Here is a 13,957-nt window from a genome sequence, read left to right as displayed (position 1 = left end):
GGGCGTTCCTTTCCTAGGAAAATGGGAGAGCTGCGAAGCGGGCCGGAGGGGCCGCCCCGGCCCGCTTCTGATTCCTGGTCGCCGCCGTGGCTGGAAAGGTTGCCGGGTTCCTGCGAAAGCGATCGAAATTTTCGCTCCCTCTCGTCCCGCCCGCACCAATTGACGCAGCGTTTCCCACTGGTGACACTCCGAGGGCACGGCATTCAACACAATCCACCAGACCCCCACAGGATGTGTCATGCGAAGCCGTACCGCCCGCACGCTCCCCCTCCCCCCTTTCCCCCTCCTCTCCGTCCTCGCCCTCCTCGCCCTTCTGCTGGGCCTGCTTACGGCACCACCCAGCCCCGCACTCTCCGGAGCACCGCCCGTGAACCATCAGAAGTACGCCGGCTATCTCTTCGCCTACTTCACCGGCGAGGGGACCGCCGACGGCGAGCAGATCCGCTACGCCCTCAGTCGCGGCAACGACCCCTTGCACTGGCGGGAGTTGAACGCGGGCAGTCCGGTGCTCACCTCCACCATCGGCGAGAAGGGGCTGCGCGATCCTTTCGTGATCCGCTCCCCCGAGGGCGACAAGTTCTACCTCATCGCCACCGATCTGAGGATGTACAAGAACTCCAGCGGCAGTTGGGACTACGTCCAGCGCCACGGCAGCAAGTCCATCATGATCTGGGAGTCCACCGACCTGGTCCACTGGACCGACCAGCGCCTGGTGAAGGTCGCCCCGGACAGCGCGGGCAACACCTGGGCACCGGAGGCCTATTGGGACGACAGCCTGGGTGAGTACGTCGTCTTCTGGGCGTCCAAGCTGTACGCCGACGACGACCCGGACCACACCGGATCGACGTACAACAAGATGCTGTACGCCACCACGAAGGACTTCCGCACCTTCAGCGACCCGAAGGTCTGGGACGACCCGGGCTACTCGGTGATCGACTCAACGGTCATCAAGAACAAGGGCAGTTACTACCGCTACACCAAGGACGAGCGCGATCCCACCTCGTCCAGCCCCTGCTCCAAGTTCATCACCGGGGAGAAGTCGGCCTCGCTGACGAACACGAAGTACGACTTCGTCTCGGAGTGCATCGGCAGCGGCTCGATCGACCGCGGTGAGGGCCCGACGGTCTTCAAGTCCAACACCGAGGACAAGTGGTACCTGTTCATCGACGAGTACGGCGGCCGTGGTTACGTCCCCTTCGAGACGACCGATCTCGACTCGGGCAAGTGGACGATGTCGACGAACTACCAGCTCCCGGCCAGCCCGCGGCACGGCACGGTCATGCCGGTGACACAGGCGGAGTACGACCGGCTGCTCGCCGCGTATCCGGCCACCGGGACGTCGGTGGTGGACGCGACGGCGCGCGGGCAGAAAGGGTACGCGGTCGTCACCGAGGCCTCGTCCAAGGTCGTCCTGCCGATGAAGCCCGGCACCGATCTCTCGCGGCTCGCGCCGAAGCTGTGGGCCGGCGCGGGCGCCGAGGTGAGCCCCAGCTCCGGTACGCGCCGCGACTTCCGTAAGCCGCGGACGTACACGGTGACGGCGGCGGACGGGACGAGCCGGACCTGGACGGTCGAGGCGGCGGTGACCCGAAGTCCGGTCCTGCCCGGTCTCAACGCCGACCCGGACATCCAGTACCTGGACGGCCAGTACTGGATCTACCCGACGACGGACGGCTACGCGGGCTGGAGCGGGACGAGTTTCAAGGCGTACTCGTCGAAGGACCTGGTGCACTGGAAGGACCACGGGGTGATCCTGGACCTGGGTCCCGATGTGTCGTGGGCGGACAAGAACGCCTGGGCCCCGGCGATCGCCGAACGGGACGGCAAGTACTACTTCTACTTCTGCGCGGAGCAGCGGATAGGCGTCGCCGTCGCGGACTCCCCCGCCGGTCCCTTCAAGGACGCGCTCGGCCAACCGCTGGTCGCCAAGGGGCAGTTCACGGGCCAGATGATCGACCCGGCGGTCTTCACGGACGCCGACGGCCAGTCGTATCTCTACTGGGGCAACGGGCACGGATACGTGGTGCCCCTCAACGACGACATGGTGTCGTTCGACGCGACGAAGGTGAAGGACATCACCCCGGCGGACTTCCGCGAGGGATCCTTCGTGGTCAAGCGGCAGGGCACGTACTACTTCATGTGGTCCGAGGACGACACCCGCAGCGAGAACTACCACGTCGCCTATGCGACGGGACCGTCCCCGCTCGGTCCGTGGACCAAGCGGGGCACGATCCTGTCCAAGCGCCCGGAGTACGGCATCAAGGGCACCGGTCACCACTCCGTGGTGACCGTCCCCGGTACGGACGACTGGTACATCGTCTACCACCGGTTCGCCCTGAACGGCCCCGGGAAGCCGGGCGGGGACGGCACGCACCGGGAGACCACCATCGACCGCATGGAGTTCGCGGCCGACGGCACGATTCTGCCGGTGGTGCCGACCCTGGAGTCGATCCGCCCCGTGCGGACCGAGTCCGGGAACTAGCTGACGAAGTACGTCGGGTTGGGGAGCTTGTACGTCTTGTCGGCGTAGCCCCCTTCGAGGTCGGAGTACTGGTCGCCGAAGTTGGCGACGATGTTGTACCCGAGGTCGTCCTCGATGTGCTCGCGGGTGCCGGACTTGTACTGCACGGTCGTGCAGGTCCAGGTACCGGCGGTGGCGCAGTCGCTCAGGTACGCCGGCGGGTTCGCCGTGTCCTTGAGGAACATGTGGTCGGCGTCGAGGTTGATGTCGACGCCGACCTTCTTCAGGTTCGCGACCGCGGAGACGCGCTGCGACTCCTTCAGGCCCGAGTTGTAGAAGACCTCGACGCCCTTGGACTCGGCGTACGCGACGAGTTCGGGGGTGCCGAAGACCGCCGGACGGTCGGCCTGGGCCACATACGTCGCCCAAGAGGCCGAGTTGTACGTGTAGTTGGTCTTCTTCTCGTAGTCGAGCGACAGCAGCAGCGTGTCGTCGATGTCGAAGACGACCGCGGGGTTCTCGCCCCGGTGGTGCGCCTTGCGCGCCGCCTGGTCGATGGTCTTCATGGCGGCGGCGTCGATGCGCGCCAGGTCCTTGGCGTACTGGCTGTCCGCGGACGCCTGGTACACGCCGTTGCTGTCGAGCGTGGTGCCGTAGTAGGTGTCGATGTCCTTGACCAGGAGCCCGATGTTGTAGGGCTCGTGGGTCGAGTTCGCCGTCGACTGGTCGGCGGTGGCGACGCCGGTGCCGTACAGGGCGGCACCGGCGACGGCACAGGTGGCGGCGATCGCCGCTATTCGCAGTGGCTTATGCATGACAGGTTTCTACGCGCGTCACCCCCTTGAAAGCGAGGCCCGTTGCCTGATCGATACATAGTCCACAGACAACTGGGCCTCACGTCCTCCAAGGAATCAGTTCATCGTGGCGCCGATCGTGCTGCTGCCCGTCGTCAGGAACGTGGTCGCGGGCAACGAGCCGCTGGACTGGCGAGAGTTGTACGTGGTGCTCGCGTCCGTGGAGACGAAGGACGGCGTCGAGATCCCGGAGTCCCAGTTGTTGCCGGCCGACGTGACCGAGGAGCCCTTGCTGACCAGTCCGCTGCCGTTGCTCACCGCCAGGTTCTTGCCGAGCTTCGCGGAGCTGGTGGCGAAGTAGTAGCCCCACTTGCTGTTGGCGTACGCGGTGGTGCGGTTGATGACGATCGCACCGGTGTTGCTGTTCTCGGTGAAGCCGTTGCCCGCGTTGCCCCAGGCCGCCGAGTTGTTGACGACGTGGGCAACCACCTCGCCGTCGCCGCCCAGCTTGTAGCCGTTGCCGTCGCCCGCGAACGCCGAGTCGGACCAGCGGTTGACGCCGTTGCCGAAGGACCAGGTGTGCTCGATGGTCACGGGGGACGAGAAGGACCAGAAGTCGATGCCGTCGTCCGAGTTGTTGTACAGGCGGGCGCCGGTGATCAGGTTGCCGGTGCCGGAGCCGAACTTCACGGCCACGCCGTCCGCGTTCTCGCCGTGGTTGGCGGAGTCGTAGTTGCCGTACGAGTCGATGTTCTTGACCGTGTTGTTGACGGTGCCATCACCCGTGAGTGTGAAGCCGGAGTCGCCGCCGTTGATGGTCTTGATGTTGCTCCAGTTCGTGCCGGTGCAGGACTGGCAGACGACGGCGCTGTCCGGGGAGTTCTGGAAGGTCATGTTGGAGACGTTCCAGTAGTCGGCGGTCAGCTTGAAGATCCAGTCGCCGGAGGGGAGCGACGAGCCGTCGATCTTCACCGTCTCCGAGCCGTACGCCGTGAGGGTGACCGGGCTGGACGAGGTGCCGTTCGTCGTGGACTGGAGGGTGGCGGTCGGGTAGTACGTGCCGCCGCGCACCTGGATGACGGTGCCTGCGGTGGCGCTGGAGATGGCGCTGGTCAGTTCGGCGGTCGTGTCGACGACGACCGTGGCCGCCTGAGCTTGGGTGGGGAGAACTGCGAGGCCTGCGCCCAGCGCCAGGGTGGCGCCGAGGGTGAGAGCGGTACGACGAGACATGGAGTGCGGTCCTTTCGTCTCTGAGTCGATGGTGGATGTGCTGGGGATTCAGTGGCGTCCGGCGCCGGAGTGGCGCAGGACGTAGTGCTCGACCGCCGACGGGGACGTGAACTGCCGGTAGTCGTAGGCGTCGGCGGGGTCCCAGCCGACGTCGTCCGTGAGGCCCAGGCCGGTCGCCACCGCGTCGAGGCGGGCGGGGCGGCCGTTGAACCAGGAGCCGGTGTCGCGGAAGTGCGTGCCTCCGTAGACCGCGAGGACCATCGAGGGGGCGCCCCGCGGGTAGGCGAAGACGTTGTGCTCGGAGACGATCGCGGACTCCAGACCGGCGCCGAGCGCGTAGAGCGTGTCCTCGGGGCGGCCCCGGTAGACGTTGTTGACGACGTGCACCTGACCGAAGCGGACGCGCGGGCCGCGCTGCACGATGTCGGTGAAGAGATCGCGGGCGAAGGTGATCTTGAGGTGCCCGCGGTCGCGGTCGCCGCGCCCGTCCCCCGACCCGATGAGCAGCGCCTTGTCGTGGTCGGCGAACCGGCTGTCGGAGACGGTGATGTAGTCCGAGCCGTCCTCGATGTCGAGCAGCCCGTCGTGCCGCTGGACGTGCTTGCCGTGGAAACCGACGGGAGCGTCCCGGTCCGGGAAGCGGCCGTCGGTGAAGGTGCAGTGGTCGACCCAGATGTTCTTGCCGGTGACCACCGTCATCGCGTCGAAGCGCGCGTTCCAGTTGCCCTGCGTTCCGTCGTCCGGTGACCAGCTGGTGAAGTGGTCGACCGGGGCCTCCAGATGGAGGTTGCGCACGATGATGTTCGTGCCGGTGTTGACGGTGAGGAAGACGCCGAGCAGCCGTGCGTCGTCGCCGACGCCGACGAGCGTGGTGTTGCTGGGGACGGTGAGCTGGATCTGCGCCTTCTCCTTGGTGGACCCGGTCTGCCGGAGCGTCCGCTGGCGCTTGCAGTAGTCGTAGCGGGTGTCCGACCAGGTCGTGCCGTCCTCGCCGAAGCAGGACATGTACTGGACGAGGTCGTATCCGGGTGCGTAGTCCTGCTCGCCGAGCAGTGAACCGTCGTCCGTCTCATGGCCGTTGATGTCACCGGCGACGCGGATCACCTTGGGTGCGGTGGGGTCGCCGTCGCCCGCGAGTGCCTCTTTCAGCTCGGCGCGGGTGTGGACCGTGGTGACCGTGCCGCCGGCGCCTCCGGTGGTGCCGCCGTTGGCCGAGGCCCAGCCGATGGGACCCGGGACGGCCGCGGACGCCGCGGATGCCGCGGACGCCGGGAGCGCGACGGAGCACGCGAGCAGCGCCGCCAGGGCCGCGACGGCCCTACGCACAGGGGCTCCAGTCCCCGAGATACGTCTCGCGCGTGTGCACCTCGGCTTCCGCGTCCGTGAGTTGGGGCCGGTTCTCCGGCACGCTGATCAGCGCGCCCGGACCGGTGTTCCGGTACTCCCTGAACCGCATGCTCTGCCAGGGATAGGCCTCGCGCATGTTGGTGTACGGCGCCACCGCGTCGATGCCGGGTCCCAGCTCCGTCTCGCGCACGACGAGCGAGGGCCAGGCGGTGGTCTCGTACGACGGGACCCACGGCCGGGCGATCTTGTACGCCGCGTCCTCGGCGCCGGAGGTGACCCGGCTGCGGACGGCCAGGAAGCCGTACGGATTCGCGCGGGCCGTGGCCGGTGCGAAGACCATGCCCTCGGGCTTGAAGGTGACGTCCCGGTCGAGGGTGTGGAAGTGACAGCGCTCGAAGACGGCGGTGGCCCGCCCGAAGACGAAGTCGACGTCGCCCTCGATGTAGCAGTCCCGGTAGTACTGCCGGTCGAAGGCGGTGAGCGCCGTCGTGTCCGCGAACAGCGTGTCCTGGTGGGCCAGCAGCCGCACCCGCGAGAAGGACGAACGGTCACCGGTGATGTACGCGGCGACCGCCTGCGTACCCGTGATCTCCGGGTGGTCCGCGCGCAGCCAGTCGTTGGCGATCGTCAGCCCGTGCACGGTCAGCCCGGGCGCCGCCGAGGTGAAGGTGGCGGAGCCCGCGGTGCCGTACGTCCCGGAACCGTCGGGCTTCTGCGTCCCGTTGGCGTGGTCGTACACGATGACGGCGTCGCGCGGGTCGCGGGTGGCGCCGCGCAGCGTCAAGTCCGCTGTGCCGGCGGGGATGTTGACGACTTCGCGGTATGTACCGGGGTGGACGACGATGGTCCAGCCCGGTCCGTCAACCGTGTCCACCGCGGCCTGGACGGAGTCGCCGGGGCGGACGTGCAGAACGCGGCGGTCGTGGGCGAAGGCGGGGGCCGTGCCGAAGGCGGTCAGGGCCCCGGCCGTTCCGGCCACCGCGGCGGTCAGGAAGGCGCGTCGGCGCATCTCAGCACCCCTTCCACGGGGTCCAGTCGCCGAGGTACGCCTCGCGGGTCGCCGACTCGGCCTCCTCGTCGGTGAGTTGGGGCCGGTTCTCCGGAACGCTGATCACGGCGCCCGGACCGGAGTTGCGGTACTCGGCGAAGCGCTGGCTCTGCCACGGGTAGGTGGCCGACATGTTGGTGTAGGGCGCGACCGCGTCGATCCCGGCGTCCAGGCGGGTGTCGCGGACGGTCAGCATGGGCCGGGCGGTGGTGTCCGAGCCGGGCACCCAGGGGCGGGCCAGCTTGTAGTACGCGTCCGGGGCCTCGCTGGTGATACGGCTCCGGGTGACCAGGTAGCCGCGCGGGTTGGCGACCGCTGTGGACGGCGCGAAGACGAAGCCGTACGGGGCGGCGGCCAGGTCCGTGCGGGCCAGGGTGTGGAAGTGGCAGTGCTCGTACACCGCCGTCGCCCGGCCGAAGACGAAGTCGACGTCGCCCTCGATGTAGCAGTCCCGGTAGTACTGGCGGGCGAAGGTGCCGAGCGCGATCGAGTCGGCGTACAGCGTGTCCTGATGGCCCAGGAAGCGGCAGTGCTCGAAGGCCGAGCGGTCGCCCTGCACCTTGATGGCGACGGCCTGGGTGCCGGTGATCTCGGGGTGGTCGGCGCGCAGCCAGTCATTGGCGAAGGTGATCCAGCGGGCGGTGAAGCCGTCGGTGCGCACGGTGGTGGTGGCCGACCCCGTGGTGCCGTAGGTGCCCGAACCGTCCGGCTTCTGCTTGCCGTTGGCGTTGTCGTACACGACGACGACATCGCGCGGATCCTCCGAGGCGCCGATCCAGGTCATCTCGGTGCCCGCGACGCCGGGCAGGCCGGTCGCCGGGTCGGTCACGCCGACGGAGACCGTCTCGCGGTACACGCCGGCCGCGATGACCAGGGTGTATCCGGCGCCGGTCGCGGCGGTCACGGCGGCCTGGACGGTGGTGTGGTCGCCGAGGCCGTCGGGATGGACGTACAGCGTCCGCTCGGTGAGGCGCGCGGACGGGGAGCCGTAGCGCCCGAAGGCGGAACGGCCTCCGGCGCTCGCGGGGGTCGTGGTGAGGCCGAGCGCGAGGGCGGCCCCGGCGCTCGCGACGAGGAAGGTTCTGCGGCTCGGGGAGGTGGTGCGGCTTGGGGAGGTGGTGCGGGAGAGCATGGCGATGCTCCTTCGCTGTGCGGCTCAGTCGAGGAGGGGGTCAAGGAGGGGGAAGACGGGAGCGGCCGCCCCTGGGTGGGGGCCGGAACGGAACGCGCCCGGAGGGGGCCGGAGCGGCGCGCCCCCGGATGGGGGGCGGTGCGGAGCCGCTCCGGCCGGATCGGGAGGCGGGTCAGCAGATCTTTCCGGCGCCGGCGCCGTGGTCGACGATCCGCGGGACGGCCTTCGGCGGGTCGACCTTCGTCCGCAGGGTGGGCGTCCATCCGGCGCCGGACTGGAGCGTCTCGGCCGGGATCTCCGCGTTGTGCACGGCGATCAGGTCGGTGGCCGCGCCGTTGACGTAGTTGTCGTCTGCGGTGAGCGGCGCCTCCTTCCACTTCTTCAGGACCTTCGCCGCGCTGGTCCCGTCCGGCAGCGTGAACGCGTTGTGCTCGGCGACGAGTTGGGACTCCATGCCGATACCGAAGCTGTAGGAGTACGTGGAGTCGGCCACGAAGTGGTTGTTGTACGAATCCACTTGGCCGAAGCGGACGCGCGGCGCGCGCTCGACCAGGCCGGTGAACAGGTTGTGGTGGAAGGTGACCTTCAGGTGCCCCCGGTCGACGGCGGCGGTCGACGCGCTGTCGCTGTTGCCGATCAGGATCGTCTTGTCGTGGTCGGCGAACACGTTCCAGGAGGCGGTCACGTAGTCCGCGCCCTTGACGATGTCGAGCTCGCCGTCGTGCTGCTCGAAGATCCGGCCGTAGTACGTCGGCAGCGTGCTGTCCGGGTGGTCCCCGTCGGTGAACGTGTTGTGGTCGAGCCAGATGTGCGTGGCGCCGTACACCACCGCACTGTCGTACTCGGAGTTCCAGTTCCCGGTGTCGCCGTCGGTCGGGTCCCACTGCGGGAAGCAGTCGAGGGGGCTCTCGAAGGCGAGGTTGCGGACGATGACATTGTCGACGGCCTTGATCTGCAGACTCGCGCCCTTGAAGCCGGCGTCCTCGCCGATGCCGACGATGGTGGTGTTGGCGGGGACGAACGCCTTGATGGCCGCGTCCTGGTTGGCGGCGGAGGTGCGGCGCAGGCCCTCGGGGCTGTCGGCCGGTTCGGCGTCCAGGCTGGTGTCGTACCCCCAGTTCTCCGGCGAGTACTTGTCCAGGTAGGCGGCGAAGTCGTAGCCGTCGGCGGCGAAGGAGTCGCAGCCCTCGGCGTTGGCGTCGATCGTGCCCTTGACCTTGATGATCTTCGGCGCGGTGCCGCCGTCCGCCAGGGCGGCCTTGAACTCGGCCCAGCTGGTGACGGTGTAGACGTGCGCGGCGTCGGCGGCCGCACCGCCCGTGGTCCCGGTGCCGTCGGAGGCCCAGCCGTCACCGGCGGTGAGGGTCTGGCGGCCGAGGTCGCGCGGCTGCGCCTGGGCGGAAGTGCCGGTGACGGTGAGAACGAGCGCGGTGCAGCCGATCAGCGCAGCCACCCTTGCTGTGACATGCCCATGCCATCTCTGTGTGTTCATGGTGCGGCTCTCTCTTTCCATCGGGTCAGGGGGTCAGGGGGTCAGGGGGTCAGGGGGTCACGCGGTGGGCCAGGTGATCCACGACTCGGGGATCTCCTCGTCGAGCCGACGCACGTCCCGGGGCGTCAGCACCCGGCGGTGCAGCAGCTCGGCCGCGACGAGACGGGCCACGGCGATCGCACCGGGCGGGTTGAAGTGCGTGTTGTCCTGCTCGGTCTCGGTCCAGTTGAAGTACTTCTTCGTCTCCTCGACACCGAGCTTCTGCCACAGGGCGAGCGACAGGGACTGGATGTCGAGCAGCGCGACATGCTCCTCCTCGGCGAGCGCGCGCATCGCCGCCGGATAGTCGCCGTGGGTCGGCACCGCGTTGCCGTCCGCGTCGAACTTCCTGCGCTCGACGGAGGTGCCGAGCACCGGCCGCGCGCCACGGGCCCGCGCCCCCTCGACGTACTGACGCAGGTAGTCCTGGTACGTCGTCCACGGCTCGGTGTAGCGGGTGGGGTCGGCGCTCTTCTCGTCGTTGTGCCCGAACTGGATGAGCAGGAAGTCGCCGGGCCGGATCGCTTCGAGGATGACGTCCAGGCGCCCCTCGTCGACAAAACTCTTCGAACTCCGCCCGTTCACCGCGTGGTTGGCGACCTCCAGCTCCGCATGAAGGAAGAAGGGAAACGCCATGCCCCACCCGGTCTCGGGCGCGGCGTCGGCATACTTCTGGGCGGCGGTGGAGTCACCGGCGATGTAGAGGGTGCGCACGCGTCGGGCTCCCTTGGGTGCAGCGGTCGCGGGGGCCGTCGCGGCGACGGCGAGGGGAACGGCGGCGAGGGCTGCGCTGGTGACCTGTCTGCGGGTGAGGGACACAGGGGGTGCCTTTCAACCAGGGGGTGAGGAGGGCTTTTCAGGGGCGCGGGGAACTGCGCGCCCGGCCACGGCCGGTCCGGAGACGCGATACAACCCAGCACCCCCGAACCGACCGCGCACAGAAAACGACCCGGACTAGTGGTTCGCCTTCCAGTCCGCCTGCGCCTTGTTCAGCTGGTCGGCCAACGTGTTCAGGAAGTCCTTCGCCGACATCTTCCCGAGCAGCACCTTCTGGAAGTTCGGCTCGTTGTCGGTCTTCGAGATCGTGTTCCAGTCCGGCAGGTAGTACGGCAGCTGCACGATCTTCGTCGTGGAACCATTCAACGCCTCGGCCGCCAGCTTCGTCGGCTCAGACGCCTGCACCCACGCGTCCTGCGCCGCCTCCGTGTTCGCCGGAACCTGCGCCGCCGACTCGTTCCACTTGCTGTTGGCCTCGTGGGACGCGGCGAACTCGATGAACTTCCAGGCCGCCGACTTGTTCTTGCTGGACTTGAACAGCCCGAGCCCGTCGACGGGGTTGGAGATCTGCACCCGCGTGCCGTCGTCCAGCGTCGGGTTCGGAATGCCCTTGAACTTGCCGCTCAGCGCCTTCTCGTGGTCCGCGTAGGAGCCGAGGTTGTGGCTCAGCATCCCGATCGTGCCGGAGTCCCACTGCGCGACCATCTTGGTGAAGTCGTTGTTGACGTCGGCGGACGGGGTGTCCTTCTTGTACAGCGCGACGTACTTCTCCAGCGCGGTCACGTTCTTCGGATCGTTGACCGTGGTCTTGTCGCCGTTCCAGAACTCGGTGATGCCGCTCTGCCCGTACGTGGCGTCCAGGGCCTGCGCGATCGAGCCCTCGCCGCCGCGGATGGTGTAACCGAACTTGTTCTTGCCCGAGTTGGTGAGCTTGTCGGCGGCCGCGTAGAACTTGGTCCACGTGGTCGGCGCGTCCAGGCCCGCCGCCGTGAACAGGTCGGTCCGGTACCACAGCGTGCCGTTGTTGGCGGAGGTCGGCACGGTGTACGTCTTGCCGTCGCCGCCGGCGGCCTTGACGCTGGCCAGGAAGTTCGCGCTGAGCTTGCCGTTCAGCGAGCTCTTCGTGAGCCGGCTGTCGAGCGGTTCGAGGGCGCCCTGCGCGGCGACCTCGGCGAGCATCGCGGTGCCCACGCCGCCGACGTCCGGCAGGCCGCCGCCCTGGATGGCGGTGTCGTACTTGGACTGGACGCTCGCGGCGGGCACCCCGACGTAGTTGACCTTGATGTCCGGGTACTTCTTCTCGAAGTCCTTGATGATCTCCTTCCAGACGTCGGTACGGACACCGCCGTTGTTGTCCCAGAAGGTGATCTCGCCCTTGCCGGAGCCCTCGTTGCCCTTGTCCCCGGCCGAGCCACTGCCGTCGTCGCCGCAGGCGGTGGCGGTGAGCGCGAGCACGGAGCCCAGGGCGACGGCCATGGCGGCACGCCTGGTTCTACGGATGCTGATCTTCATTGGTCGGCTCTCTTCTTCTGGATCCAGCGGGGTTGTGGTGGTGCTGCGGTGATACGAGGTGCTGCGGTGGTGCGGGGGTGTTGTGGGGGCTGTCAGCGGTGCTGGGCCTGCGGCGCCCAACCGTCCGTGCCTGCGAGGTAGTTGGCGACCGTGTAGCCGGCCGCGTCGGCGTCGCTCAGCTGCGGCCGGTCGTCGGTGACGGCGGCGCCGGGTCCGTACGTCCGGTACTCGGCGAACCGCGCGTCCTTCCACGAGAAGCCGCTCATGTCGGTCCACGGCGAGGCCTTCACCGCGGCCGGCAGCTCGGTGTCACGGAACAACACCTGGGCGACGGCGTCGGGTTCGCCGCCCGGGTGCCAGGGCCTGCCGAGGTGGAAGGACCCGGCGGGCGCGTCGCTCACGACCCTCGACCTGGTGATCAGGAACCCGTACGGGTTGTCCTTCCAGGTCGAGGCGGCCGTGAGATAGCCGTTGTTGGTGGTGGAGCCACGGCTGAGCGCGCGGATGACCGATCGCTCGATCACGGTGGTCGCGCGCCCGTAGAGGAAGTCGACATCGCCCTCGATGTACGAGTCGCGGATGTAGACCCTGCTGATGAGGTTCAGCTTGGGGCTGTCGGTCATCACGGTGTCCTGGTTGCCCAGGAAGGCCGTGTTCTCGAAGACGATCCGGTCGCCCGTCGTCTTCATCGCCAGCGCCTGCTCGCCGCTGTACTCGTACGCGGCCTCGTCGAAGTCATTGCTGAAGGTGAGGTCGCGCGCGGTGACGTCGTTCGCGGCGATCCGCACGGTGGCGCTTCCGGTCGAGCCGCCGAACTGTGCGGGGGTGTCGTAGACGATGACGGTGTCGGAGCGATCTTGTCCAGTCCCCTGGAGCACCAAGTTCGGCTTGGTCGCGGGAATGTAGACCTTCGCGCGGTACGTTCCGGGCGCGATCGCGAGGGTCACGGGGCTGTCGTTGCCGTCGGGCACGGCGTCCACGGCGGCCTGGACGGTCGGGTAGTCGGCAGGCACGTTCAGCACGGTGCCGATCCGCGCTTGCGGACCTGAGAACTTGGCGACCAGCGCGGGAACGGCGGCCGCCGGGTCCAGCCGGTAGGCGTAGAAGTCGTGCGGGTCGAATGCCGTGCCCCACGCGTCGTGCCGCCCGGTGGTGTTCTTCAGAATGGACCCGCGCTGCACCAACTCGGCGGTGGCGTCGGCCTGATAGGGGTGCTGGACCCCGTCGTAGTAGCTGTTCTCGATGACCATCTTGGTCTGCCCGCGCGACCAGTTGCCGTACGTCCAGACCGGGTCGCCGTCCGCCACCTGCGCCGACAGATAGTTGTTGTAGAGGTGCGCGTAGGCGCAGTTGTCGGCGGACGGATTGCGCTGCTTGGTGCCGTTGAACCAGTTGTGGTCGATGGTGATCTGCGTCTTGACGTTGGCGGTCCAGCCGATGCCGAACGCCTTGTTGTGGTTCGTGAACTGGTTGTAGGAGACGGTGATGTACTGGCTGTCCTTGCGGATGTCGAGCAGCCCGTCGCCCATGTGCGTGAAGCGGTTGTGGTCGATCCAGACGTGGTCGACTGTGTCCATCTGGATGGCGTCGAAGTCCTGCGTCTTGCCGTCCCAGTCGCCCTCGACGTAGGAATCGCGGATCGTCAGATTGCGGATGATCACGTTGTGCGTGCCGGGGTTGAGGTGCAGCTCCCCGTGGACGATCTCGCCGGTGTCACCGACGCCGATGATCGTCTTGTTCGAGGCCACGACGATGTCGGATCCGAAGGGCTCGACGGCGACGGCTCCCGAGACCCGGATGACGTACGGCTCCTCGGCGGCCGCGTACTTCGCGAGCGAGGCCTGGTCGGTGACGGTGACGACCTTGCCGCCCGCGCCGCCGCTGGTGCCGCCGTCGAGGGAGGCGAATCCGTGCGGCTGATCGCTCCAACGATCCATCGCCGAAAGTGTTTTCGGTGCGGCTGCCGAAAGTGCTTTCGACGGGGCATCGGCGGCCTTCGCCTGGCCGACAGCCCCCAAAGTCAGGGCTGCCACCAGTCCCACGACGGCGGCCAGGGTCCTCCCCAGGCCTGGACCTTGCAAGCGCTTGCTATGGAGGTGCGTCATTGCGGCTCCCAACAGGCGTA

The 13,957-nt window shown here is 68.1% G+C and carries 10 protein-coding genes; 1 reads left to right on the top strand and 9 read right to left on the bottom strand.

The genetic code is table 11. The features are described from left to right. Nucleotides 1-238: 238 nt before the first annotated feature. Nucleotides 239-2,482 (top strand): family 43 glycosylhydrolase, encoded by a 2,244-nt coding sequence (locus OIC96_RS36920; protein ID WP_330303666.1) that lies wholly within the window; start codon nucleotides 239-241, stop codon nucleotides 2,480-2,482. On the opposite strand, the gene OIC96_RS36915 is transcribed toward OIC96_RS36920, so the two are convergent. From OIC96_RS36915 to OIC96_RS36875, 9 genes are all read right to left on the bottom strand, one after another. Continuing rightward, a complete protein-coding gene (locus tag OIC96_RS36915) occupies nucleotides 2,479-3,276 on the bottom strand; it encodes an HAD family acid phosphatase (RefSeq protein WP_327427773.1) in 798 nt (265 codons plus the stop codon). The genes OIC96_RS36920 and OIC96_RS36915 overlap by 4 nt on opposite strands. Before the next feature lie 96 nt (nucleotides 3,277-3,372). After that, complete coding sequence (locus tag OIC96_RS36910) at nucleotides 3,373-4,485, bottom strand: right-handed parallel beta-helix repeat-containing protein (RefSeq protein WP_330303667.1); 1,113 nt, start codon at nucleotides 4,483-4,485, stop codon at nucleotides 3,373-3,375. A gap of 48 nt (nucleotides 4,486-4,533) precedes the next feature. Next, nucleotides 4,534-5,811, bottom strand: coding sequence for a pectate lyase family protein (locus OIC96_RS36905; protein WP_330303668.1), 1,278 nt, complete (start codon nucleotides 5,809-5,811; stop codon nucleotides 4,534-4,536). Beyond that, the gene (locus OIC96_RS36900; protein ID WP_330303669.1) at nucleotides 5,804-6,841 is read right to left on the bottom strand and encodes a pectinesterase family protein; all 1,038 of its coding nucleotides are present in this window, start codon (nucleotides 6,839-6,841) and stop codon (nucleotides 5,804-5,806) included. Before OIC96_RS36900 ends, OIC96_RS36905 begins: the two co-directional genes overlap by 8 nt. A 1-nt stretch (nucleotide 6,842) precedes the next feature. Beyond that, nucleotides 6,843-8,012, bottom strand: coding sequence for a pectinesterase family protein (locus OIC96_RS36895; protein WP_330303670.1), 1,170 nt, complete (start codon nucleotides 8,010-8,012; stop codon nucleotides 6,843-6,845). A gap of 172 nt (nucleotides 8,013-8,184) precedes the next feature. Further along, on the bottom strand, nucleotides 8,185-9,504 hold the full coding sequence (locus OIC96_RS36890) for a pectate lyase family protein (RefSeq protein ID WP_330303671.1): 1,320 nt from the start codon (nucleotides 9,502-9,504) through the stop codon (nucleotides 8,185-8,187). A gap of 57 nt (nucleotides 9,505-9,561) precedes the next feature. After that, nucleotides 9,562-10,362, bottom strand: coding sequence for a rhamnogalacturonan acetylesterase (locus OIC96_RS36885; protein ID WP_330303672.1), 801 nt, complete (start codon nucleotides 10,360-10,362; stop codon nucleotides 9,562-9,564). Nucleotides 10,363-10,497: 135 nt separating this feature from the next. Next, nucleotides 10,498-11,832: an ABC transporter substrate-binding protein gene (locus tag OIC96_RS36880; protein WP_330303673.1), complete on the bottom strand. Its 1,335-nt coding sequence runs from the start codon at nucleotides 11,830-11,832 to the stop codon at nucleotides 10,498-10,500. 92 nt (nucleotides 11,833-11,924) lie between these two features. Further along, the gene (locus OIC96_RS36875; RefSeq protein WP_330303674.1) at nucleotides 11,925-13,937 is read right to left on the bottom strand and encodes a pectinesterase family protein; all 2,013 of its coding nucleotides are present in this window, start codon (nucleotides 13,935-13,937) and stop codon (nucleotides 11,925-11,927) included. Nucleotides 13,938-13,957: the final 20 nt, after the last annotated feature.

It is taken from the genome of Streptomyces sp. NBC_00775, assembly GCF_036347135.1.
Classification (GTDB): domain Bacteria; phylum Actinomycetota; class Actinomycetes; order Streptomycetales; family Streptomycetaceae; genus Streptomyces; species Streptomyces lutosisoli.
This window is presented reverse-complemented; position numbering and strand designations above follow the sequence as displayed.